The organism is Dactylosporangium sp. CS-047395 (assembly GCF_050942185.1).
Classification (GTDB): Bacteria; Actinomycetota; Actinomycetes; order Mycobacteriales; family Micromonosporaceae; genus Dactylosporangium.
Map to the genome: position 1 here is coordinate 17,818 of NZ_CP192015.1, position 23,402 is coordinate 41,219.

Genomic DNA, 23,402 nt, shown 5'->3' on the forward strand with positions numbered 1-23,402 from the left:
GCAACGTGGAGATGCCTGGCAAGCTGGCCGCGATCGTGGAGGAGTTCGCCTCCGCGCCGCGGGACGTGGTGCTCGAGATGCTGCTGGAATTTTCCGACGCGGTCCCGCCGCTGCCGCCCGAGTTCGCCGAGCATGCGGGCATGGAGCAGGTGCCGGAGTGCCAGACGCCGTTCTTCCTCAAGGCCGAGGTCACAGAGCAGAAGACCGTCCAGTTGTACTTCGACTGCCCGCCCGAGTCGCCGACGACGCGCGCGTTCGCGGGGATCCTGAGCGAGGGGCTCGAGGGAGCGACGGTCGACGAGGTGCTGGCCGTACCAAATGATCTGTATCAGCGCATGGGACTGGCGCAGGCGATCAGCCCGTTGCGGGTGCGGGGCGGCACGGCGATCCTGGCGCGGCTCAAGCGTCAGGTGTCAGCGGACTAGCGAGGCCCTCGACGACCGTGGCCCCGGGCAGCGCGGCGAGCACCGAACCGGGCAGCACGATCTTGCTCCCGCGAATGCCGCTGCCGATCACGGCGGCGTCCACGGACGGCACGCGCGCGTCGATGTAGATCGGCCAGTCGGCGGGCAGGCCGATCGGGGTGATGCCACCGTACTCCATGCCGGAGATCCCCACCGCGTCGTCCATCGGCGCGAAGCTCGCCTTGCGCGTGCCCAGCAGCCGCCGCACGGCTCCGTTCACGTCGGCGCGGGTGGTCGCCAGGATCACGCACGCGGCATAGACGCCGGCGGGCTTGCCCACGACGATCACGCAGTTGGCCGACTGCTCCAGGGTCACGTCATAGGCCGCGCAGAAGGCCGCCGTGTCGGCGAGTTCAGGATCAATTGCCGCCACTTGTACCGTCTGAGCTCCGTCAAGAGCCGCCAGTGCGGCGCGGACGGGCGGGGCGAGCAGCGCGGGCGCGTCGAGCGCCGGCGTGAGATCGAGCTTCAAGATCAGCGTCCGTCGTCCAGGGCCAGGGCCTTCATGAAGATGTCCCCGATCTTAGACGGGTCGGGGGCGATGAAGACCGCGCCGCCGGTCGCGTCGACGATGCGCTGCATCTCGTTCTGGTTCACCTCGGAGCCGACCCCGATGACGATGATCTGCACCGGCTGGTCCTGGCGCTCCGCCTTGCCCAGCGCACTGACCAGCGCGTCGAGCGACAGCCCGCTCGGATCGTTGTTCCGCCCGCCGGTCACCACCACGACCGAGTTGCCGCGCCCGGAGTCCCAGCCCTGCTGCACCTTCTGGTACGCGGCGAGGATCGTGTCGTACAAGCCGCTTCCGCCCTTGGGGTTTGGCTTGAGGCCGCCGAGCGCGCCGCGTAACTGGTCGCGCTGGGTGGTGAGCGGGCCGATCGGGACCAGTTCCTCGTAGTCGTGGCCGCCGGCCATGGCCGTGGAGAAGCACCACAGCCCGACGGCCCACGAGTCCGGGAACAGCTCCAGGCCACCCTGGGCGGCCTGGACGGCGACCTGCTCCTTGGTCAGCCCGCCGGCGGTGGGCACCGGCGTCTTCATCGCCGCCGACACGTCCACCACCGCGAGCATGCGTGACGGCTGCGTGATCTCGACCCACATCTGCAGGGCCTTGGAGATCACCTGCGGGTCCGGCACCGGGGTGACCTGCCCGCCGGGCGGCGCGCTCGGGCTCAGCGTCATGCCGGTCCCGACCGTGCCGTCGTTGGCGCGCAGCTGGTGCTGGGCCAGGAGATTGCGGAACGACGCCCCGGTGAGCTGCTGGCGGAACGCGTCGGCGGCGGCCTCGCGGTCCGGGGCCAGGCGGGGCATCGCCGCGTACGGGAAGTCCAGGGCGATCGGGGCCGGATCGGGGTACACCGCGATGAGCGGCACGGCCGGTCCGGCGGCGTTGTAGGCGTGCAGGGCCTGCTCCGACAGCGGCGCCAGGGTCACCGCGGTGGACAGGGTCTTCGGGTCGGCGTCCCGGGGGAAGCGCCCGACCAGGCCGGACTGCTGCTCGGTTTTGCCGGACATCAGCGACTTCACGGCGCCGACGGTGAGCGAGTCGCCCGACGGGCCGAACTGGTCGCGCACGGAGGCCATCGCGACCAGCGTCGAGATGCCGACGGAGTCGCGCTGCGGGTCGACGATCCCCGGTACGACCTGGGAGTTGCCGACGATCTGCTCGAGCACCTGCTTCCAGGTGACCTTGTTCTCCACCCAGCCGAGCTGCTTCGCGGTCGGCTCGGGCACGGCCAGCACGATGGGGCTGCGGGCCAGGGAGGGCGAGGCCAGCGTGACCAGGTCCTCGCGGGCGGCGCGCATGCGCTGGATCCAGATGGACGAGTCGGGGATCCAGACCTGCGGCACCTGCGTCTTGCCGTCGGCCTGGCCCACGCCGGGCACGGTGGCCCCGCTCTCGCCGGCGATGGCCGCGGCGACCTCGCTGGAGGCGACCGAGACCACGTCGACGGAGACGCACTCGTCGTTGATCCGCGGCTCGGTCTTGGTCCACCGGGCGGCGACGTCCTTGATGACCGGCGCGATCTCGGGGCTGGCGGCGATGGACAGGCGCACCGTCCCCGCGCAGCCCGCCGTCGACATGGCGCGGTACCCGCCGTAGACGGCACCGATGGCGACGAGGGGAAGGATCATGCCGGCCGCGAGGGCGACGAACCCGTTGCTCCTCAGGTCCGCAGCCCGATGCCGTCCTCTCACAGCTACCAATATTCCCTAGTTAACCGGTTTTTGGGTCACGCGTTCGGCCAATCGTGAAGGTGTTTCGCGGGCGACGAATACGGTCTGCTTGTGTGCGATTACCTTGGGTTGGAAACTCTGTGGGTTTGCTTTAGAGACTCTTAGTAAGCGCGGCGATCAAATTCCGCCGTCGTGCATTCCCACCGTCCGGCCGCCAGGTGCAGGCGACGTCGAGCCCGGCCACGCGCCCGGTCGCGACCAGGCTCTGCACCGCGGCGAGCAGCGCGCCCGCCGTCGGTCCCCCATCGACCGGATACATCAACCCGGGCAGCTCCGCGGGGTCCACCACGTCCAGATCCACGTGGACCAGAAACTTACCGTCCGGGGGTCGAATTGTATTGATGTCGTACCGCGAGAGCCTAGCTCCGGCGAGATATTCGACCTCGGCGGGATCGAGGTCGCGCGCGTCCACGAGCACCGCCCGCTCCTCGGGCACGGCGCGCAGTCCGAGCGCCGTGGCGATCAACTCGGGGCGATAGCCGACCAGCAGGCGCAGCGGCATCCCGCCGATGTACCCGGACGTCGACGTCTCCAGCGTCTGCACATCGCCGTGCGCGTCGAACCACACCACCCCGACGTCCTGCCCGGCGCGCTGCAGCCCGGCCACGGTCGCCAGCGAGACCGTGCAGTCACCGGACACCACGATCGGCTCGTCCGTTGCCGCGACCGCGTCGGCGACGTTGTCGTACAGGGCGGCCAGCCGCGCCCAGACATCCCCGTCGGGCAGCTCAGCGGTGATGACGGCGTCCGGCTCGGCCGGAAGGTCGGCCTCCAGCCCCACGAGCCGCTCGTCGAGGTGGTACGGCACGAACAGCATGGGCAGACACTAGCTCTGTATACAGCTTTATCCACAAGTCCACAGGGGCTGGTGAGAAGTGTGGTGTGCGGCAAAGTCGCTTTCCCCGGTGCAGGGCCCCTGACAGGATGCGAAACGGGCAGTACAACGGGGAGGGACAGACACTGTGGGGCAGTGGGCAAGCTTCGTGGCGGTCGGTGACAGTTTCACCGAGGGACTGGACGATCCGCGGCCGGACGGCAAGGGCTACCGCGGCTGGGCTGACCTGGTCGCCGGCGTGCTGGCGGCGGACCAGCCGGACTTCAAGTACGCAAACCTGGCCGTACGCGGCCGCCTCTTCGACAACATCGCCGCCGAGCAGGTCCCGCTGGCCATCGCCATGAAACCGGACCTCATCAGCTTCGCCGGCGGCGGCAACGACGCACTGCGCCGCAACTGGGAGCACGACGCGCTGATCGACCGCTTCGACCGGACGATTTCGAAGTTACGCGCCACCGGCGCCGACCTGGTCATGTTCCGCTGGGCCGACATGACCGGCCGCATGCCGGGCGGCAAGATGCTCCGCCCCCGCGTCGACCTGTTCAACAACGCCATCGAGTCGGTCGGCCAGAAGTACGGCGCGCACGTGGTGAGCCTGTGGGACGACCCGGAGTTCGCCAACCCGCGCTTGTGGGGCATCGACCGCCTGCACCTCTCCCCGTCCGGCCACCGCCGCGTGGCCGCCCACGTCCTGACCAAGCTGGGCGTGGCGTGCGACCCGGACTGGCTGGCCGCGCCGGCGCCGCCGGAGGAGCTGTCGTGGGTCTCCCGCAAGGCCGCCGACGCCATGTGGGCAACGCACCACCTGGCCCCGTGGGTAAAGCGCCGCCTGACCGGCAAATCCTCCGGCGACATGGTCACCGCGAAACGCCCCGAACTCGGCCCGCTCACCGACTCACTGTGACGGTGGATCAGCCCGGCGAAATCCGGCCAGGCGACATTTACGAGGACTGCTCCTTCCACCCGGTCCTGTGCACAACCATCGACGGCGACGAGATCCAGGGCATCTCATTGATCGACGCCTCGGCGCCGCGGGCGTGCTCGCTCGGGCACTGCGCCGTGATCAAGCTGTCGATCGCCGACGTCATCGCAGCCCGCGCCGACTGGCCGGCGTACCTGGCCCGCCGCAAGGCCGAGTTCGACCAGGAGCAACCCACCTCCTGACCCAACGGCCAGTCGCGCGTTCGTTGCTTGCGATGGCGACCGAACAGCCGGCCCCCAAGCATCTAGGCAATGCCCTGGCCGGCGTCGCGGCCGCAGCCGCCGCGGACGCCTTCGACAACGTTGCTGGGCGTCCTCAGGCTCGTGCCTTGGGCGGTCCCGCGATGGGGCGATTCTCCGGATGCGGAGTGGACCTGTGGACCTACTCTGGGCCACCTGGGGTGAAGCACTGGCTTCGGTCGAGCATGGACCGAAGCGCTGCAACGGCCAGACCCGAACAAGCCTCGAACGAAGGCGGCGCCGGCGATGTACGGAATCCTCGTGGGCCTGGGCTTCTTGCTGGTGGGGCTCGCGCTGGCGGTGAACTTCAAGGGCATCGCCACGAAGCATGTCGCGCTTTCGTCGCGCCTGGTCGGGCCGGTCAGCCCGCACCGCAAGGCCGAGAAGGTTGCCCAGCGGCAGGTCGGCATGGTGCGGATGGAGCGCATGCTCGGCGGGGTGTTCGCGGCGTTCGGGCTTTACGCGGTCGGCTGGGCGGTGTGGGACTTGTTGTTCGGCTGAAGCGGCCGCACCCGGCCGGGCTAGGGTCGGAGGCATGGCTGTTGCATCCGATCCAGCGCCGGATCTCGAGGCGTACGCGCACCCCGAGCGGCTCGTCACCACCGCGTGGCTGGCTGAGAATCTCGGTGAACCCGGGCTCGTCGTGGTCGAGTCCGACGAGGACGTGCTGCTGTACGACACCGGGCACATTCCCGGGGCGATCAAGGTCGACTGGCACACCGAGCTCAACGACCAGGTCACCCGGGACTACCTCGACGCCGATGGGTTTGCCGCGCTGTGCAGCGCCAAGGGCATCGGCGCCGACGACACGATCGTGTTCTACGGGGACAACTTCAACTGGTGGGCCACCTACGCGCTGTGGGTGTTCTCCCTGTTCGGGCACCGCGACGTGCGCATCCTCGACGGCGGGCGGGCCAAGTGGGTCGCCGAGGGGCGGGACATGACCCGGGAGGCGCCGAAACGCGAAACCACCGACTACCCGGTGGTGGACCGCGACGACTCGCGTATCCGGGCGTTCCGGGAGGACGTGCTCGAGCACATCAAGGCGGGGCGGCCACTGGTGGATGTGCGGTCGCCGGGGGAGTACTCGGGCGAGCTGCTGCACATGCCGGACTACCCGCAGGAAGGGGCGCTCCGCGGCGGGCACATCCCGGGAGCGGTCAGCAAGCCGTGGAAGCAGGCGGCCCGCGACGACGGGTCGTTCAAGCCGGCCGACGAGCTGCGCAAGATCTACGCGGGCGAACTCGACCTCAAGACGGACGACGACATCGTGGCGTACTGCCGGATCGGCGAGCGCTCGTCGCACACCTGGTTCGTGTTGACGCACCTGCTGGGTTACGAGCACGTGCGTAACTACGACGGGTCGTGGACGGAGTGGGGCAACCTCGTGCGGGTGCCCGTCGTGAAGGGCACGTCACCCAAGTAAAGCGAAAGAGGGGGCCCGCGAACGGGCCCCCTCCAACGGCTATTCGTCCTCGGGTGGCAGCGAGACCAGGTAGTCGACGACCTCGGAGAACCGGGCGCTCGCCATCGCCACGGTGAGGTCGGCCGCGCCGTAGTACATGCGCAGCTCGTCGCGTGCCTCGTCGTGGACGAGACCGGTCGGGAAGACCACGTTGGGCACGTCGCCCACGCGTTCGTAGTCGGCGTCCGGGCCGAGGACCCAGCTCGGAGTACGACGGATGACCTTGGTCGGGTCGTCCAGGTCGAGCATGACCAGGCCGACGCGGTAGATCGACGTCGCGACCATCTGCTTCACGCCGTGGTACACCACGAGCCAGCCGTGCGGGGTCTCGATCGGCGGCGGGCCCATGCCGATCCGGGTGGCGTCCCACCAGGGGCCGGAGCGCGACTGCATCACCGGCTCGGGTGTCGTCCAGGAGCGCAGGTCCTTGGACTTGGACAGCCACACGTCGGCCCGGGCGGAGAGCACCGAGACGGGCCGGTGGAAGAGCACGTAGTCCTCGCCGATCCGGCGGGGCAGCAGCGACGCGTTCTTGTCCTCCGGCGGCATGACGACGCCGAGGGACTCGACGGTCTGGAAGTCCTCGGTCCTGGCCAGGGCCACGCAAGGGCCGCCGGGCCCGTACGCCGTGTAGGCGATCACGTAGCCGCCGAGTTCCTCCACGTAGGTGACCCGTGGGTCCTCCACGCCCCAGCAGCTGTGAGCGTCGGTCGGGTCGTCGGCGATGAGCGGCTTGCCCTCGACGACCCAGTCGGTGCGCCCGTTCTTGCTCCGGGCGACGGTCAGGTGGGAGATGCCCCGGCGGTCCTCGATCCGGCAGAGCAGGACCGTGTCGCCGTTGTGCATGGCGGCACCGGGGTTGAAGACACTGTTGATCGGATACGGCCAGTCCCCGGCGCCGAGCAGGGGATTGGTGGGTTCCCGGTGGAACAGCTCCGCATCAAAGTGCATCGGAATGGTCCTCCGTGTTGCGCAGGCGGGGCGGTGAGGCGGTCGCGCTGAAGCCGGCCGATGCCCGGCCGACCACTCGGCCCTTGTTGGTGGGCTTGGTGAGCGTGGTCGTGGGCAGGGAGGTCGGGACCGGAGCCGTGGGCTGCACAGGATGCGGCAGCGCGGCCAGCCCGGCCCTGAGAAGGCTGAGGAGCGCTTGGTAATAGGCTAGCGTGGACTCGGCGCCTTGGTTCCCATTTGGCTCAGTGGCAGACAAACCGTCGTGGCACGCACCGGTGGCGTCGACGTACATCCGGGCGCCCGCCCGATTGCGCCCGAGGAACCAGGCGTAGGCCCAGCCGGCCAGCCGTGCGTGGTGCGGATCGGCCGTGTGCTGCCAGGCGTCCACGAGCGCCTCGGTCACCGCGGCGGCGTCCAGCGGCTGCTCGTCGCCGTCGTCGGCCACCCACATCGAAGCGGGCTCGCCCCGGTGGTGCCACTTGTTGCCCACGCAGCGCAGGGTGCCGTCGGCCAGGCCCACGTGCTGGACGTACCAGTCGAGGGCGGCCACGGCCCGCGCGGCCACGGCGTCGTCCTCGAGCAGCGCCGCGCCCAGGAGCATCGCCTGGGGAAGCCGGGCGTTGTCGTACGTCAGCTCCGTCTCGAACCAGCGCCAGGCCGGGTCGGTCGCCGAGGTCTCGGTGAGCGCCTCGTCCAGCCGGGTGAGCAGGGGGGCGGCCTGGTCGGTGCGGCCGGCGCGGGCCAGGCCGATCAGCGCGTACGCCGCGGAGCGCAGCCCCAGCCCGGCCAGGGACTCGGTGCGCGGGCCGAGCTCGTCCAGCAGGGCGGCGGCCGGGCGCCGGATGTCGTCCGGAACCGCCGGGGTGCCGACGAGCACGCCGAGCGCCCATACGGTACGGCCGACGTGGTCACCCATGTGCGGCCAGTCCTGCCAGGTCCCGCCGTAGCTCAGCACGTTGTGCATGGCCCCGGAGGGATCGTAGGCGGCGGTCAGGAACCGGATGGACTGCCGCAGCCAGCGGGTCGCCACCGCGGTCTGCTTGGTGTCGGTGCCGACCGCGAGCAGGTCGGCCGCGACGATCGCCAGCCGGGCCACGTCGTCGACGCAGTAGCCGGAGGTCGCGTCCGCGTTCGGGCCGCGGGCGAACTGGATGATCCCGATCTCGTCGGTGAGCCGGGTGAGGTGATCGAGGTTGAGCGGCGGCGCGGCGGCCGTCGCGTGGCCCGGGCGGGCGGTGGCCGCCTCGGCCTGGCGCACGACGTCGGCGACGAGGTCGGCCTCGCGCGCCGCGACCGCCGGCCAGGGCAGCCAGGAAGCGCACGCCTCGGCGACCGCCTTGGCCGCGGCGAGGGCCCGGTTGTCGCTGAGCAGGTCGATGATCTCGGCCGCGAGGGCGGCCCCGTCGCCGATCGGCACCACCCGTCCGGCCCCGCCGGCCAGCATGTCCTCGGCGTAGCTGTACGCCGTGGAGACCGCGGGCAGGCCGGCGCCGAGCGCGAAGGTGAGCGCGCCGGAGCAGATCTGCTCGGGCTGGCGGTACGGCGTGACGAACAGCGTGCTCGCGTGCAGGATCGCGGAGAGCTCGTCGAGGGCCAGGAAGGCGTCGACGAAGTGCACGTTGTCGGTCAGGCCGAGCTGGCGGACCTGCTCGTGCAGGCTGTCGCGGTAGACCTCGCCCTCCTGGCGCTTGATCTCCGGGTGGGTCGTGCCGGCCACGATGTACTGCACGTCCGGATGCTTGCGCACCACCTCGGCGAGCGAGTCGATCGCGATGTCGATGCCCTTGCCCTTGCCGAGCAGCCCGAAGGTGGTCAGGGTCGGCTTGCCCCGCACCTTGTCCAGCAGCTCGCGCAGCTCGGGCCGCAGCGTGGAAACCTCGGGCGGGCGGCGCATCGCGTCCGGCGCGCCGTGCGGGACCACCACGAGCTGGTGGCCGGCGGCGACGCCGGTGCGGATGGCGACGCGGCGCGCGGTCTCGGTGAACACCGTGACGCGGGCGGCGCGGGCGCACAGGGCGCGCAGGGTGGCGGCCTGGCCGGGCGACGGGTGCGGCAGCACGGTGTGCAGCGTCAACAGGTACGGGATCCCGCACGCGTTGAGCGCGCGGGTGAGCTCCAGCAGATGCGAGCCGTCCGGCCCGCCGAAGATCCCGTACTCGTGCTGGATCAGCACGACCTGGACGCCGGCCTCGCGCAGGACGCGGGCCGCCGACGAGTAGTCCTCGATGCGGTCCTGGGTGATGGTGGCGACGACCTCGTCGCCGTAGGTGAGCCCGTCACGGTCGATGGCCACGACGACTGATTCCAGATCGTCGGTGGCGACACCAAGTGCCTCGCGCAGGTCCGCGGTGTAGGTCGCGAGACCGCATTGGCGGGGCAGATAGGTCGACACGATACCGAGTCGATAGGTCGCGGCAGGGTGTGGCATGAGCACATTGTTACCCCGGGCGAGTCCGAAAAACCTTCATTCGCCGGGATGAGGGACACTCGAACGGACGTCCCGCTGCAGGTCATGCCGGATTTCACCCGTGCGGTTTCAGTGACTACGGTCAATCTATTGCATTTGCCTGCGCAACAGCCTATTGCTCACGTACTGTGACTAGAAACTCTGAAACCAATCTGGCAGTGGTTCACGGGCGACGATCCAATTGTCCGGAATGCCACCGGTACCGGTCCGGGCGGCCACGATCCCGCCGGTGATCGCGCACATCGAGTCGACGTCGCCGCCCGCGACCACGCAGGCCTCCAGCGCCTTCGGGTAGTCCTCGAGGTGCCCGGCCGCGACCCACAGCGCGAACGGCACCGTGTCCTGCGCGAGCGCGTGCGAGCCGTTGCCCAGCTCGGCCGCGGCCGCCCGCGGGTCGGTCTCCGGCGCGATCCGGGTGGCCCGGCCGATCCCGTCGCGCACGTCGGACGGCGGCAGATGGTGCAGCACCAGGCGGAGCAGGCCGGTCGGGCTGGGGTCGCCGGCGGCGTAGGCGGCGGCCAGCGCGACCGCAACGGCACCGGCCACGCCCTCCGGGTGCCGGTGGGTCACCTCGGCCGACAGCACCGCCTGGCGCGCGGCGAGATCCGGATCGGCGGAGAAGAAGGCACCCAGCGGCGCGACCCGCATCGCCGCCCCGTTGCCGGCCGAACCGCGCCCGGAGAACAGCGCCCCCGCGGCCGAGCGCCACGGCACACCGCCGGCGATGCTCGTGAGCAAGGAACGGGCGCCGCGTCCGTACCCCCGGTCGGCGCTCCACCGCTGCGCGAACGCGAGGGCCAGCCGGTCCTGGTCGACCTCGCCGTCGCGAAAGAGCGCCTGCAGCAGCGTGCAGGCCATCTCCGTGTCGTCGGTCCAGCGCCACGGCCCGGGCCGGAGAGCAAAGACAGGATCAGGCTGCATCTCGTACGGGGCACCGAGCGCGTCCCCCACGGAGAGGCCGGTCAGGCTCGCGGCGGCGGCGTCTCGATTCACCGCCAGAATGTACCGGGCGCACCGAAGTCGATCACTGCCGTGGAAACCGGGGCGGGAAATGTCGTACCCACGCGGTAGGTTGCCCGCGTGGATCGGACGTTCCAAGTAGACCTCCGCGGCATCGTCGACCTGCTCAGCCATCACCTCTACGCGAGCCCCCGGGTCTATGTCCGGGAGCTGCTGCAGAACGCCGTCGACGCGATCACCGCCCGGCGCGCCGTCGACCCGACGGCGCCCGCGGCGATCAGCGTCGAGCCGCCCGACGTGACCGGCGACGGCACGCTGCGGGTCACCGACACCGGCATCGGGCTCACCGAGGACCAGGTGCACCAGTTCCTGGCCACGATCGGGCGCAGCTCCAAGCGCGACGACCTCGGCTTCGCCCGGCACGACTTCCTCGGGCAGTTCGGCATCGGCCTGCTGTCCTGCTTCCTCGTCGCCGACGAGATCCGGGTGCTGACCCGGGCCGCGGACGGGCCGGCCGTGCTGTGGCGCGGCTACGCCGACGGGCGCTACAGCGTCGAGACAAACGGCCACCACCGGGCCCAGGTCGGCACCACGGTCACGCTGGTGCCGCGCCGCGACGCCGAGGACTGGCTGCAGCGCCGGACCGTGGCCGGGCTGGCGTCGCTCTACGGCTCGCTGCTGCCCTTCCGGGTCGAGGTCGCCGGGGTGCCGATCAGCGGCGAGGGTTTGCCCTGGGCGCCAGGGGGAGGTGCGGCGCGACGGGAGCGGCTCAGTGAGTACTGCCGCGAGCTCTTCGGCTTTGTGCCCTTCGACGTGATCGACCTGACGGTGCCGGAATCGGGGCTCACCGGGGTCGCGTTCGTGCTGCCCACGCCGGCCAACCCGGCGGCGCGGGCCGGGCACCGGGTCTATCTCAAGCGGATGCTGCTGGCCGAGGGGGCCGAGGGGGTGCTGCCGCCCTGGGCGTTCTTCGCGCGCTGCGTGATCGACGCCGGCGAGCTGCGGCCGACCGCGAGCCGGGAGGCGCTCTACGAGGACTCGCTGCTAGAGGCGACCCGCGAGGCCCTCGGCGACCAGCTGCGGGGCTGGTTGATGCAGCTGGCCGGGCGCAACCCGCGGCGGCTGGGCGAGTTCCTCGACGTGCACCACCTCGGGGTCAAGGCGCTCGCGCTGCACGACGACGAGATGCTGCGGCTGGTCGACCGCTGGTGGCCGATGGAGACGAACACGGGCCGGATGACGCTGGCGGACTTCCGCGCGCAGCACGGCCTGATCCGATACTCGTCCCAGCTCGACGAGTTCCGCCAGATCGGCGCGGTCGCCGCGGCCCAGGGGCTGCCGCTGGTCAACGCCGGCTACATCTACGACACCGAGATCATCGAGCGGCTGCCGCAGGTCGAGCCGGGCGCGCTGATCGAGAAGGTCGAGCCGGGCGACCTGACCACCGCCTTCGACGCCCTCGAGCCGGAGGTGGAGCTGGCCAAGCGGCCGTTCCTGCAGCTGGCCCAGCGCGCGCTGGACCGGCTCGGCTGCGAGGTGGTGCTGCGGGCCTACGATCCGGCCGGGGTGCCGGCGATGTACCTGACCAGCCGGTCCGCCGCGTTCGCGGCCGAGCTGCGGGCCACCCGCGAGCGGGTCGACGACGTGTGGGCCGACGTGCTCGACGCCCTCGCCCGCACCGACGAGCAGGACCGCTCCCAGCTGGTGCTCAACTACCGCAACCCGCTCGTGCGGCGGGTCACCGAGATCCCCGACGCGGACCTGGTCCGGCTCGCCGTCGAGGGCCTCTACGGCCAGGCCCTGCTGCTGGGCCACCATCCGCTGCGGCCGGCCGACGCCGCGCTGCTCAACGGCTCGTTCCTGGGCCTGCTCAACAAGGCGGTCGGACATGAAGAGTGACCTCGGCCCGCTCAACAAGGCGGTTGGACGATGAAGAGTGACCTCGGCCGGCTCAACAAGGCGGTTGGACGATGAAGAGTGACCTGGGCCCGCTCGACAAGGCGGTTGGACGATGAAGAGTGAAGAGGAGCTCTGGTCGCTGCTCCGCGAGGCGTACCAGATGCCCTACGGCGGCGCCCAGATCGCGCTGGTCGAGCAGGTCATGCAGCACGCCGACGCGGGCAACCATGACGAGCTGCGGCTGGCCGCGCGCCTGTTCGCGACCACGGCCTACGTGCACGGCGGCGAGACAGCCAAGTCGTTCGTCACGTTCTCGTGGTGCCGCTCGGAGTACGACGCGCACCCGGAGCGCTTCGACGAGCAGGACGAGCACATGCTGCTCTGGCACTTCAAGTACATGGTCAACGGGCTGCTGAAGTTCCCCGCCGTGCCGCTCGGGCGGACCTATGACGTGCTCGACGACATGGAGCGCCGGTTCCGGGCGGGCGGGCACAGCCTGCACGCCGTCTACGCGTACCGCTACCAGGTCGCCGCGCACGTGGGCGACGAGTCGGCCGACGACTGGTACGCGAAATGGAACGCCGAGCCGCGCGACCAGAACTCCGACTGCGCCGGGTGCGACCCGGGCGAGAAGGTCGACCACCTGGTCAGCCGGGGCCGCGACGAGGAGGCGGTGGCGATGGCCGCGCCGGTCCTGGCCGGCCGGCTGACCTGCGTCGAGCAGCCGCAGTCGATCCTGACCTCGCTGATGGTGCCCTACGTGCGGACCGGCCGGCTGAGCGAGGCCGCCGACGCGCACCGGCAGGCCTACCGGCGGCTGCGCGGCAACCTCGCCGACATGCAGAGCATCGCCGACCACATCGAGTTCTGCGCGCGCACCGGCAACGAGACGCGCGGGCTGGAGATCGTCCAGCGGCACCTGCCGTGGCTGGAGCGCTCGCCCAACCCGCAGGCGGAGATGTGGTTCGCGGCCGCGTCGGCGCTGCTGCTCGGCCGGCTCGATCCGGCGCTGCCGCTGGGCGCCACGACCGCCGGCGAGCTCGGTGGCCGGCTGGCCGCGCGGGCCCGGGACTGGGCGGCCAAGTTCGACGAGCGCAACGGCTCCGACGCCGTCTCGGCGCGGATCGAGGCGCTGCTGGCCGCGCCGCCGCTGGCCGAGCATCTGCCGCTGAGCGCGGTCGCCCGGCGCACCCAGGCCGCGACCCCGTCCGGCGGGCCCGCCACCGTCCCGCCGGCCGAGCTGCCGACCGAGGCGGGTGCGCTGATGGATCGGGCCTGGGAGCTGTACGACGAGCACCGGATCGACGCCGTGGAGGCCGCGTTCGCCCGGTTCGACGAGCTGTACCCGCAGCCGGCGGCCGAGCTGGCGGTGCGCCGCCTCGACGGGCAGGCCCGGCTCACCGCGATCCGCAACGACGGCGGGCCCGACGCCGAGGCGCTGTTCCGGCAGACCGCGGAGCTGCACCGGGCCCTCGGCGACGAGCTCCGGGCGCTGGCCGCGGAGTCCCGCAGCGTGCTGGCCCGCGAGGCCGACGACGCCATGCTGGCCGAGCTCGACGGGCTGACCCGGCGCATCGTGGCCCACCCGGACGCCGACCCCGACCTGCGGGCTGAGGCGCGGCTGCGGGCCGAGGGCGCGCTCATGCGCCTGGACCGGCCCGAGGACGCGCTGCTCGCGATCGACGCCGCCCTCGCCGAGGAGCCGGTCAAGCCCACCCTGCGGGCCGAGCTGGCCTCCCGCCGCTCGCGGGCGCTGCTGGTGCTGGAGCGCTACGACGAGGCGGTGGTGGCGGCGGAGGACTCGCTGGCGCAGTATGCGGTGCTGGGCACCCCGCCGGCCGCCGGGATCCCGGCCCTGATCCGGGCCCACGCGCTGGGCAACCTGGAGCGCTTCGACGAGGCCACGGCCGGCTTCGACCAGGCGCTCGTCCTCGCCTCCGACCGCAACTACCGGCTCTCGGCGCTGGTCGGGCGGGCCCGGTCCCGGCTGGCCGCCGACCGCGCCACGGACGCCATCGACGACCTGGTCGAGGCGGTCGCCGACCACGTGGCCCACGGCGAGGACCTGCCGGCCGCGCTGCTGCGCTACGACCTGGCCACGGCGTACCACGCGGCGGGCCAGCCGACCGACGCCGCCGAGGCCGCGGAGAGCTCACTGGACGCCCTGGACCGCGCGGGCGCCCAGGACCAGGCCGACCAGACCCGCTACCTGCTCTCCCGGGTCTACCGCGAGCTGGGCGAGCTCGACCTGGCCCTCGGCCTGCTGGAGACCCTCGCGACCAACCTGGACGGCTTCGACAACCTGCCGGCCCGCGGCCGCATGCTGCAGGAGGCCGGGCAGCTGCTGTACGAGGCCGACCGGGACGGCCAGGCCGCCGAGCGCTTCCTGGCCGCGGCGGACGCCTACCGGGCGGCCCGCGCCGACGGCACGGATCTGGCCCTGATCCAGGCCGAGATGTACACCCGCCGGCTGCGGGCGCTGTCGCTGCGCTGGGCGGGCGAGCTCGAGGCCGCGCTGCCGGCCCTGGCCGAGGCCGATGCGCTGGCCGCGTCGCTCGACGGGCTGGCCGACCCGGCCGAGCCGTGGGTGATCTGGCAGCGCGCCATGCTCAACTGCGACGCCGCGCGGATCTACATCGGGGCCGCCCGGCTGGACGAGGCGGCCGCCCGCTCGTCGGCGGCGGCCGACGCGCTGCGCTCGATCGGCTCGCTGAGCGACGCGCTGGACGCCGACTTCCTGCACGCGGAGACGCTGATGCGCGCGGGCGACCCGGCGGCGGCCGAGTCCCGGCTCCGGTCGGTGCTGGGTGCGGTTCCGCGCGGGTCGCAGCTGGAGCAGAACTCGGCCTGGATGCTGGCCGAGTCGCTGGAGGCGCAGGGGCGTTCCGACGAGGCGGAGGAGATCCGGGGCCGGTATCTGTCGCAGTAGGTCACACAAAATTCCCCCGATGCGGCACAAATCGGGCCGGACCCCCGGGGTGGAAGCCGGCGGCTGAGCGTGCTTCACTTAACGAACGTTCAGTCGCAGGCTTGACACGAGGATAGGCTTTTGGCATGACGCTGGAACGGCAAGCCGTACGACCGCCCGCTCAGTCCCGCGGGGCCGGGCCCGCTGGTCAGCAGCCTCGGCGGCGTTCGCGGCGGGACGAGATTCTCGAGATCGCCGTCGGACTGTTCGCCGCGCGGGGATATCACGGCGTGTCCATGGACGACATCGGGGCGGCGGCCGGCGTCACCGGGCCGGCGCTGTACCACCACTTCGCCGGCAAGGAGGCCATGCTCGCCGCGGCCCTGATCCCGGTGAGCGAGCAGCTGCTCGCCGGCGGCAAGGCGCACATCGCCGAGGCCGGCCAGGACCCGCGGGCCGCGCTCGCCGCGCTGGTCGACTTCCACGTCGAGTTCGCACTGGCCAACCCGGCCGTCATCGCGCTGCACCTGCACGAGCTCGACCGGCTGCCCGAGGAGCCGCGCCGGCAGATCCGCCGGCTGCAGCGGCTCTACGTCGAGGAGTGGGTCAGCACGCTCACAACGCTGCGCAGCGAGCTCAACGACGGCGAGGCCCGGGTGCTCGCGCACGCGGCGTTCGGTCTCATGAACTCGACGCCGTTCCTCGGCGGCGAGGTCGACCGGACGAGGCGGGCCGAGTTGCTGCGCGCCGCGACCCTCTCAGCGCTGCAGGGATGATCGCGCCTCGACCGCCAGGTGAACGCCGGACGAACCGGCGGCCAAGCTAGGCAGTGATGGGCATCACCGTGGTGAGCTGGGAAAACGAAGTTATCCACAGGCCCTCAGCATTCCTTTCCACAGAGTTGTCCACAGGAGAAAATCCTCAATGTTGAGGTCGTTGCTCGTTGCCAACCGCGGTGAGATCGCGCGCCGGGTCATCAGGACCGCACGGCGGCTGAACATCAGGACCATCGCGGTGTACTCCGAGGCCGATGCGCTCCTGCCGTACGTCGCCGAGGCCGACGAGGCCGTCGCCATCGGGCCCGCCAACCCGGTGCAGTCCTACCGCAACACCGAGGCCATCCTGAGCGCCGCGAAGTCGACCGGCGCCGAGGCGATCCACCCGGGGTACGGGTTCCTGTCGGAGAACGCCGCCTTCGCCCGCGCGGTTGTGGACAACGGCCTGATCTGGGTCGGCCCCGGCGCCGACGCGATCGCGGCCATGGGCGACAAGATCAACGCTCGCAACCTGATGGCGGCGGCCGGGGTCCCGGTGGCGCCCGGCACGACCGACCCGGCGACCAGCGCCGACGCGGCCCTCCAGGCGGCCGGGGAGATCGGCTTCCCGGTCATGGTCAAGGCGGCGGCCGGCGGCGGGGGCATGGGCATGGCGGTCGCCGGCGACGCCGATGGGCTGCGGGCGGAGTACGACAAGGTGCGCGCCTTCGCCGAGCGCATGTTCGGCGACGGTTCCGTGCTGATCGAGCGCTACTTCCCGCGGGTCAGGCACATCGAAGTACAAATTCTGGGGTTGGCCGACGGCAGGGTCGTGGCGCTGGGTGAGCGGGAGTGCTCCGTGCAGCGCCGCAACCAGAAGCTCGTCGAGGAGACCCCGTCCCCGGCGCTCACCCCGCAGCAGCGGGCGGACCTGGTCGGCGCGGCCGTGCGGGCCGGCGAGGCGGTCGGCTATCGCAACGCGGGCACCGTCGAGTGCCTGTTCGACCCGACCTCCGGACAGTTCTTCTTCCTGGAGATGAACACGCGGCTGCAGGTCGAGCACCCGATCACCGAGGCCGTTTTCGGCGTCGACCTGGTCGAGCAGCAGCTGCGCGTGGCCTCCGGGCTGGCCCCGACGTTCGACCCGGACGCGCTGGCGGTCACCGGGCACGCGATCGAGGTGCGGGTCAACGCCGAGGACCCCAAGCGCTTCCTGCCGGGGCCGGGCGCGATCACCACCTGGACCGAGCCGGCGGGCGACGGGGTGCGGGTCGACGCCGGGTACACGAACGGGAACACGGTCACCCCCAGCTACGACTCGCTGATGGCGAAGCTGATCGTGCACGGCACCGACCGGGCCGACGCCATCGCGCGGCTGCGGCGGGCGGTCGCGGACTTCGCGATCGTCGGGCCGAAGGTGAACCTGCCGTTCTTCACCGAGCTGCTGGACAACCCCGAGTTCCTGTCCGGCGACTACGACACCGGGATCGTGGGCCGAATGCGGGAGGTCAAGCGATGACGTTCCTGTCCATCCGCGAGGTCGGGCCGCGCGACGGCCTGCAGAACGAGGACCCGGTCCCGGCCGACGACAAGGTCCGGCTGCTCGACGCCCTCTCCGGCACCGGAGTGGGCCGGATCGAGGCGGTCTCGTTCGTCCATCCCAAGGCGATCCCGCAGATGGCCGACGCCGGGGAGGTGTGGGAGCGGGCCAAGAAGAACCCCGCCGTCCGGTACAGCGCGCTGGTGCCCAACACCAAGGGCGCCGAACGCGCGCTCGCCGCCGGCTTCACCGAGATCGAGGTCGTCGTCTCGGCGTCCGACACCCACAACCGGCGCAACGTGAACCGGTCGACCGACGAGTCCCTCGACGACATCGCCGGCCTGATCGACCTGCTGCACCGGGGCGGAGCGAGCGCCGAGGTGATCATCGCGACCAGCTTCGGCTGCCCGTTCGAGGGCGACATCGACCCGGCCCGGGTGGCCGGGATCGTCGACCGGGTGGTGGCCGACGGCGCCGACCGGGTCGCGTTCGGCGACACCACCGGGATGGGCACGCCGCGGCGGGTCGAGGACGTGGTCGGGCCGGTGCGCGAGCGGCATCCGGACCTGCCGCTGCTGCTGCACTTCCACAACACCCGCGGCACCGCCCTGGCGAACATCCTCACCGCGCTGCGCCTGGGGGTGACGGAGTTCGACGCCAGCATCGGCGGCCTGGGCGGGTGCCCCTACGCGCCGGGTGCGACCGGGAACGTGGCCACCGAAGAGGTCGTGCACATGCTGCACGACATGGGGTACGAGACCGGAATCGACCTGGGAGAGCTGCTGGAGGCGGGCCGCCTCGCGCAGGAGATCGTGGGCCGGGAGCTGCCGTCCGGGGTGCTGAAAGCAGGCCCGAGAGTCCCGCTGGCAAAAAGCTGAGAATCCACCTCTGAGGCTTGTGTCCGATTCGCCCGGTGTTGTGGCGTGTCCCTGGCCGGGGCGGTTCGTTGCTCAGTACGGAAAGAGTCACATGTAGGGCGTATGCCCGACATGAACCGTACTGAGGGGGTGACATGGCCCGGTCGAGCAGTGAGCGCAAGGCCGTGTCGCGCTGCGCGAAGTACGCCGTTCGTGGCCTGATCGTCGCCGGGTTCGCCGGCGTCGCCTGGCTGCTGTCGGCCTCCGCGGCGCACGCCTCGGGCACGGACGGCTCCGACCAGCCCACGCTGCTCGCCCCGGTGACCAACCTGCTCATCGGCGACGGCGGCGCGCGGCACTCCGGCATGAGCGGCGACCAGCCACAGGTCCTCCAGCACCGGCCGGCCCGGCCCCAACCGGGTCCGGACCGCCGTGGTGGGCTGCTGACCAGCACCGTGTTCGCGGTGCTGAGCCCGGTGGCGAAGGTCGCCGCACCCGTGACCGGTACGGTCACCGGGGCCGTGACCGGGACCGTCAACCGGACGGTGACACTCACGAAGGCGCCGGTCCAAACCGTGGACCGCGCGGCCCATCCGGCGGCGGCAAACGCGCCGGATGCCAAGCACGCGAGCACCAAGAGGCCGGCAAAGGCCGGCATCACCCGGACCCACCACAAGCGGACGCAGGAGCCGGCCGTCCAGGCCGAGCCGGTCCGCACCGGGTCCACCGGCGATCTGACCGCCGCGGCGACCGGCACCTCCCGTGCCGGCGTCGACTCGGTCACCGCCGCCCGTGCCGCCGACCGCCTCCGCGTCCTTCGGGCCGCCGAGGCGCTGGACGGCGCACACGCCATGCCGGTCGAGGACCGGAACGTTGCGCAGGGTACGCACCACGTGCCCCTGCTGCCCCGCCCGGCGCCCATTCCGGCGCCGCCGGCGGCCGGCCTCGCCCCCGGGTTGCCGAGCCCCGGCTCGGGACTCAACCACGGGAACGGTGCCGCCGCCGTGCTGCCCGCCGCACCGGCCGGCACGAAGGTGCTGACCTTCCGGCCGGACGCGGTCGAGGACGTCGAATTGCGGCTGTTCACAGCCGAGAAGCCGACAGTCTCACCCGACTGAGGCCGTTCCGGCCAGCCGACGCGACGCGAAGCGGGCCAACGGAACGTCTGCCTCAGGTCCAGCGGACCCGCATCGACCACATCGCGGCATCTGTAACACGCAAAACGCACCAACAAGGGCGCACGTCGACAGGGCGGAGCCGGATCGAACCTGCCCGCACGCAGGCTCGGGGCTCCAACCGCGCCCACCCTTGCAGTACCGATGATCGATATCTACCGAAGGGTCTCATTTCCCAATGAAGACGTGGGTTCGTAAGTCGCTCAACGTGGGCGTGCTTTCCGCGGGCTTCCTGCTCGTCTCGGGCGGGGCCGCGCACGCCGACTGGACGACGGGCTACAACGCCGGCCTGCTGAACGGCAATCAGTTCGACACCACGCTGCAGGTGCCCGTCAACGTCTGCGGCAACTCGATCGCCGTGCTCGGCTTCGCCGACGCGAACTGCGGCGGCGGCGCCACCGCGATCAAGACCGAGAGCGCCAGCGCCACCGAGAGCGCCACCACCGAGGACTGGACGACCGGCTACAACGCCGGCGTGGCCAACGGCAACCAGCTCGACACCACGCTGCAGGTGCCGGTCAACGTGAGTGGCAACGCCATCTCCGTGCTCGGCTTCTCCAGCGCCTCCTCGGCCGGCGGCGCGACCGCGGTCAAGGGCGACATCGCCTCGGACAACGGCCGTGGCCGCGACAACGGCGGCTGGGACAACGGCGGCCGTCGTCACCGTCACCACAACGGTGGCGGCGACGGCCAGGGCAACAGCAACGGTGGCGACTACAACGCCGCCGCGGCCAACAACTACTCCGGCAACGCCGCGGGTGACTACACCGAGAGCGCCGCGAACCGCACCGAGGACTGGACCTCGGGCTACAACGCGGGCCTGCTCAACGGCAACCAGTTCGACACCACGCTGCAGGTGCCGGTCAACCTGTCCGGCAACGCGATCGCGCTGCTGGGCTTCGCCGGGGCGTCCAGCCAGGGCGGCGCGTGGGCGGTCAAGGGCGAGAGCGCCCAGACCGAGAGCGCGACCACCGAGGCGAGCCACACGACCGGCTACAACGCCGGCCTGCTCAACGGCAACCAGCTCGACACCACGCTCCAGCTGCCGATCAACCTCTGCGGCAACTCGATCGCCATCCTCGGCTTCTCGTCCGCCAGCTGCGGCGGCGGCGCGGTCGCCTACAAGGGTGACGGCGGGTCGGACAACGACGGTCGCGGCCGGGGCAATGGCCACGACAATGGCGGCTGGGACAACGACGGTCGCGGTCACCACCACCACGGTGGCGGCAACGGCTGGGACAACGGCGACGACGACTGGGACAACGACGGTCGCGGCAACGGCAACGGCAACGGCGACTACGACGGCCGGGGCAACAGCAACGGCGGCGACGGGTACGGCGGCCAGGGCAACCAGGCCGGCGACGACGGCTACGGCGGCAACATGAACGCCGCGCCGACGGGTGCCTACGCCAACGCGGCCGGCGACGCCAGCGACACCGGCGCGAACGCCAACAGCAACGCGTCGCACATGCACAAGGCGAGCAAGAAGAACAAGTCGATCGACCTCGGCGAGCACGCCAAGAAGAACAACAACAAGCACCACAACGGCAACGGGGCCGGCCTGGCCGCCGCCAACGACAACGGGTACGGCGGCGCGCAGGCGGCCGGCGACAACGGTTACGGCGGCGCGCAGGCGGCCGGCGACGACGACGACAACGGTGGCTGGGACAACGGCGACGACAACGGCGGCTGGGACAACGGCGGCCGTCGTCACCACCGTCACCACGACGGCCGGGGCAACGGGAACGGCAACGGCGGCGGCGGCGCGACCGCGGTCCGCGGTGGCTGCGGCGACTGGACCACCGGGTTCAACGCCGGCCTGCTGAACGGCAACCAGTTCGACACCACGCTCCAGGTGCCGGTCAACATCAGCGGCAACGCCGTCTCGCTGCTGGGCTTCTCGCAGGCCCAGAGCTCGGGTGGGGCGCTGGCCTACTCCTGCTGACGCGGTAGCGGTACCCCCTGATCCGCAGGGGGTACCCGGACCGTGCGGCACACGCCGACCCGTGTCCTGAAACGGTCCATCCGCCCAGAAGGAGTCCAACCCAGTTGGAACTTCACCTCCGCGTCGGCTAACCTGAACGATCGTTAGACATGAACGATCGTTCAGGCGGCCGACGCGGAGGTTGCTCCATGGATGGTGACACCCTCGACCAGGGCCTCGACCAGACGCGCAAGCGGGTCGAGGCCGGCGGCGCGGAGAAGTATCACGCGGCCAACGCCGCGCGCGGCAAGCTGTTCGCCCGGGAGCGGGTGGCCCTGCTGGTCGACGAGGGCTCCTTCGTCGAGGACGGGCTGTTCGCCAACGCGCTGGCCGACGGGCTGCCGGCCGACGGGGTGGTCACCGGCACGGCCACCGTCGACGGGCGGCCGATCTGCCTGATGGCCAACGACTCCACGGTCAAGGCCGGTTCCTGGGGCGCCCGGACGGTCGAGAAGATCATCCGGATCATCGAGCGGGCCTACGACTCCGGGGTCCCGATGGTGTACCTCGTCGACTCCGCCGGCGCCCGCATCACCGACCAGGTGGAGCTGTTCCCCGGCCGCCGCGGGGCCGGCAAGATCTTCCACACCCAGGTCCGGGCCAGTGGCAGCATCCCGCAGGCCTGCGCGCTCTTCGGCCCCTCCGCGGCCGGCGGCGCCTACATCCCGGCCTTCTGCGACGTCGTGGCGATGGTCGAGGGCAACGCCTCGATGTACCTCGGCTCCGACCGCATGGTCGAGATGGTCACCGGCGAGAAGACCACCCTCGAGGCCATGGGCGGCGCCCGGGTGCACTGCGCCGAGAGCGGCGTCGGGCACTTCCTGTGCAAGACCGAGCAGGACGCGATCGACACGATCCGGCGGTACCTCTCCTATCTCCCGTCGAACTGGACCGCCCAGCCGCCGGCCGCCGAGGCCCGCGCCGAGACCGGCCTGCCGGAGATCCCCGCCAGCGAGCGGCAGGCCTTCGACATGCGCAAGGTGGTCAAGGGCCTGCTCGACGAGGGCTCCTTCTTCGAGATCCAGGCGCTGTGGGCGCGCGAGCTCACCGTCGGCTTCGGCCGCCTCGACGGGCGCGTGGTCGGCGTGGTCGCCAACAACTCGATGTTCAAGGGCGGCGTGCTCTTCGTCGACTCGGCCGACAAGGCCACCCGGTTCGTCCAGCTCTGCGACGCCTTCAACGTGCCGCTGCTGTTCCTGGCCGACGTGCCCGGCTTCATGGTCGGCTCGGCGGTGGAGAAGCAGGGCATCATCCGGCACGGAGCCAAGATGATCACCGCGATCTCCGAGGCCACCGTGCCCAAGATCTGTGTGGTACTGCGCAAGGCCTACGGCGCCGGTCTCTACGCGATGGCCGGTCCAGGGTTCGAGCCGGATGCCACGATCGCGCTGCCCACCGCCAAGATCGCGGTGATGGGGGCCGAGGCGGCCGTCAACGCGGTCTACGCCAACAAGATCGCCGCGATCGCCGACGAGGCCGAGCGGGCCGCGTTCGTCGCGGACAAGCGCGCCGACTACGAGCGCGACATCGACATCATGCGGCTGGCCAGCGAGCTCGTCGTCGACGCCGTCGTGCAGCCGGCGGCGCTGCGGGCCGAGTTGGTGCGCCGCTTCGCCGCGGCCCAGTCCAAGGACCGCACGTTCTCCCGTCGCCGTCACGGCGTGACACCGGTTTAAGGGGCCC

General features: G+C 71.4%; 19 protein-coding genes. 13 read left to right on the forward strand and 6 right to left on the reverse strand.

All coding sequences use genetic code 11. The features are described from left to right. Positions 1-11 precede the first annotated feature (11 nt). Positions 12-425 carry a SufE family protein gene (locus tag ACQP00_RS00090; protein WP_433224348.1) on the forward strand — a complete coding sequence of 138 codons (414 nt, stop codon included), beginning with the start codon at positions 12-14 and terminating at the stop codon, positions 423-425. On the opposite strand, the gene ACQP00_RS00095 is transcribed toward ACQP00_RS00090, so the two are convergent. From ACQP00_RS00095 to ACQP00_RS00105, 3 genes are all read right to left on the reverse strand, one after another. Next, positions 400-942: a YbaK/EbsC family protein gene (locus tag ACQP00_RS00095; protein WP_433067123.1), complete on the reverse strand. Its 543-nt coding sequence runs from the start codon at positions 940-942 to the stop codon at positions 400-402. The two genes, ACQP00_RS00090 and ACQP00_RS00095, sit on opposite strands and share 26 nt — an antisense overlap. Next, a complete protein-coding gene (locus tag ACQP00_RS00100; RefSeq protein ID WP_433212510.1) occupies positions 939-2,600 on the reverse strand; it encodes a substrate-binding domain-containing protein in 1,662 nt (553 codons plus the stop codon). Before ACQP00_RS00100 ends, ACQP00_RS00095 begins: the two co-directional genes overlap by 4 nt. 193 nt (positions 2,601-2,793) lie before the next feature. Further along, positions 2,794-3,519 carry an arginase family protein gene (locus ACQP00_RS00105; RefSeq protein ID WP_433212513.1) on the reverse strand — a complete coding sequence of 242 codons (726 nt, stop codon included), beginning with the start codon at positions 3,517-3,519 and terminating at the stop codon, positions 2,794-2,796. A 145-nt stretch (positions 3,520-3,664) separates the two neighbouring features. On the opposite strand from ACQP00_RS00105, the gene ACQP00_RS00110 reads away from it, so the two are divergent. The 4 genes from ACQP00_RS00110 (at position 3,665) to ACQP00_RS00125 (ending at position 6,184) form a co-directional block, all read left to right on the forward strand. Then, positions 3,665-4,441 carry an SGNH/GDSL hydrolase family protein gene (locus ACQP00_RS00110; RefSeq protein WP_433212516.1) on the forward strand — a complete coding sequence of 259 codons (777 nt, stop codon included), beginning with the start codon at positions 3,665-3,667 and terminating at the stop codon, positions 4,439-4,441. Beyond that, positions 4,438-4,701, forward strand: a complete 264-nt coding sequence (locus tag ACQP00_RS00115) for a hypothetical protein (RefSeq protein WP_433212519.1) — start codon at positions 4,438-4,440, stop codon at positions 4,699-4,701. The genes ACQP00_RS00110 and ACQP00_RS00115 overlap by 4 nt, the downstream gene beginning before the upstream one ends. A 303-nt stretch (positions 4,702-5,004) precedes the next feature. Continuing rightward, on the forward strand, positions 5,005-5,259 hold the full coding sequence (locus tag ACQP00_RS00120; RefSeq protein WP_433212522.1) for a hypothetical protein: 255 nt from the start codon (positions 5,005-5,007) through the stop codon (positions 5,257-5,259). Positions 5,260-5,293: 34 nt separating this feature from the next. Continuing rightward, positions 5,294-6,184, forward strand: coding sequence for a sulfurtransferase (locus ACQP00_RS00125; protein ID WP_433212525.1), 891 nt, complete (start codon positions 5,294-5,296; stop codon positions 6,182-6,184). 39 nt (positions 6,185-6,223) lie between these two features. Here the strand turns inward: ACQP00_RS00125 and ACQP00_RS00130 are convergent, their stop codons facing one another. From ACQP00_RS00130 to ACQP00_RS00140, 3 genes are all read right to left on the reverse strand, one after another. After that, positions 6,224-7,174, reverse strand: coding sequence for a hypothetical protein (locus tag ACQP00_RS00130; protein ID WP_433212528.1), 951 nt, complete (start codon positions 7,172-7,174; stop codon positions 6,224-6,226). Further along, a complete protein-coding gene (locus ACQP00_RS00135; protein WP_433212531.1) occupies positions 7,164-9,566 on the reverse strand; it encodes a glycosyltransferase in 2,403 nt (800 codons plus the stop codon). The genes ACQP00_RS00130 and ACQP00_RS00135 overlap by 11 nt, the downstream gene beginning before the upstream one ends. Positions 9,567-9,773: 207 nt before the next feature. Further along, positions 9,774-10,643, reverse strand: a complete 870-nt coding sequence (locus ACQP00_RS00140) for an ADP-ribosylglycohydrolase family protein (RefSeq protein ID WP_433224350.1) — start codon at positions 10,641-10,643, stop codon at positions 9,774-9,776. Between the two features lie 78 nt (positions 10,644-10,721). Between ACQP00_RS00140 and ACQP00_RS00145 the strand changes: the two genes are divergently transcribed. The 8 genes from ACQP00_RS00145 (at position 10,722) to ACQP00_RS00180 (ending at position 23,395) form a co-directional block, all read left to right on the forward strand. Next, complete coding sequence (locus ACQP00_RS00145; protein ID WP_433212534.1) at positions 10,722-12,500, forward strand: HSP90 family protein; 1,779 nt, start codon at positions 10,722-10,724, stop codon at positions 12,498-12,500. A 112-nt stretch (positions 12,501-12,612) separates the two neighbouring features. Further along, complete coding sequence (locus ACQP00_RS00150) at positions 12,613-15,429, forward strand: hypothetical protein (protein ID WP_433212537.1); 2,817 nt, start codon at positions 12,613-12,615, stop codon at positions 15,427-15,429. Positions 15,430-15,554: 125 nt separating this feature from the next. Then, positions 15,555-16,184 (forward strand): TetR/AcrR family transcriptional regulator, encoded by a 630-nt coding sequence (locus ACQP00_RS00155; protein WP_433212540.1) that lies wholly within the window; start codon positions 15,555-15,557, stop codon positions 16,182-16,184. A 148-nt stretch (positions 16,185-16,332) separates the two neighbouring features. Next, complete coding sequence (locus ACQP00_RS00160; RefSeq protein ID WP_433212543.1) at positions 16,333-17,682, forward strand: acetyl-CoA carboxylase biotin carboxylase subunit; 1,350 nt, start codon at positions 16,333-16,335, stop codon at positions 17,680-17,682. Then, positions 17,679-18,581: a hydroxymethylglutaryl-CoA lyase gene (locus ACQP00_RS00165; protein ID WP_433212546.1), complete on the forward strand. Its 903-nt coding sequence runs from the start codon at positions 17,679-17,681 to the stop codon at positions 18,579-18,581. Before ACQP00_RS00160 ends, ACQP00_RS00165 begins: the two co-directional genes overlap by 4 nt. 134 nt (positions 18,582-18,715) lie before the next feature. Continuing rightward, a complete protein-coding gene (locus tag ACQP00_RS00170) occupies positions 18,716-19,678 on the forward strand; it encodes a hypothetical protein (RefSeq protein ID WP_433212549.1) in 963 nt (320 codons plus the stop codon). Between the two features lie 235 nt (positions 19,679-19,913). Beyond that, positions 19,914-21,680: a chaplin family protein gene (locus ACQP00_RS00175; protein ID WP_433212552.1), complete on the forward strand. Its 1,767-nt coding sequence runs from the start codon at positions 19,914-19,916 to the stop codon at positions 21,678-21,680. A 188-nt stretch (positions 21,681-21,868) separates the two neighbouring features. Then, positions 21,869-23,395 carry an acyl-CoA carboxylase subunit beta gene (locus ACQP00_RS00180; RefSeq protein WP_433212555.1) on the forward strand — a complete coding sequence of 509 codons (1,527 nt, stop codon included), beginning with the start codon at positions 21,869-21,871 and terminating at the stop codon, positions 23,393-23,395. Positions 23,396-23,402 lie beyond the last annotated feature (7 nt).

Coding starts and splice junctions, on each gene's coding strand:
- ACQP00_RS00120 (WP_433212522.1), top strand. CDS start 5,005: ATGTACGGAATCCTCGTGGGCCTGGGCTTCTTGCTGGTGGGGCTCGCG.
- ACQP00_RS00165 (WP_433212546.1), top strand. CDS start 17,679: ATGACGTTCCTGTCCATCCGCGAGGTCGGGCCGCGCGACGGCCTGCAG.
- ACQP00_RS00155 (WP_433212540.1), top strand. CDS start 15,555: ATGACGCTGGAACGGCAAGCCGTACGACCGCCCGCTCAGTCCCGCGGG.
- ACQP00_RS00105 (WP_433212513.1), bottom strand. CDS start 3,519: ATGCTGTTCGTGCCGTACCACCTCGACGAGCGGCTCGTGGGGCTGGAG.
- ACQP00_RS00180 (WP_433212555.1), top strand. CDS start 21,869: ATGGATGGTGACACCCTCGACCAGGGCCTCGACCAGACGCGCAAGCGG.
- ACQP00_RS00130 (WP_433212528.1), bottom strand. CDS start 7,174: ATGCACTTTGATGCGGAGCTGTTCCACCGGGAACCCACCAATCCCCTG.
- ACQP00_RS00150 (WP_433212537.1), top strand. CDS start 12,613: ATGAAGAGTGAAGAGGAGCTCTGGTCGCTGCTCCGCGAGGCGTACCAG.
- ACQP00_RS00170 (WP_433212549.1), top strand. CDS start 18,716: ATGGCCCGGTCGAGCAGTGAGCGCAAGGCCGTGTCGCGCTGCGCGAAG.
- ACQP00_RS00175 (WP_433212552.1), top strand. CDS start 19,914: ATGAAGACGTGGGTTCGTAAGTCGCTCAACGTGGGCGTGCTTTCCGCG.
- ACQP00_RS00125 (WP_433212525.1), top strand. CDS start 5,294: ATGGCTGTTGCATCCGATCCAGCGCCGGATCTCGAGGCGTACGCGCAC.
- ACQP00_RS00100 (WP_433212510.1), bottom strand. CDS start 2,600: ATGATCCTTCCCCTCGTCGCCATCGGTGCCGTCTACGGCGGGTACCGC.
- ACQP00_RS00160 (WP_433212543.1), top strand. CDS start 16,333: ATGTTGAGGTCGTTGCTCGTTGCCAACCGCGGTGAGATCGCGCGCCGG.
- ACQP00_RS00090 (WP_433224348.1), top strand. CDS start 12: ATGCCTGGCAAGCTGGCCGCGATCGTGGAGGAGTTCGCCTCCGCGCCG.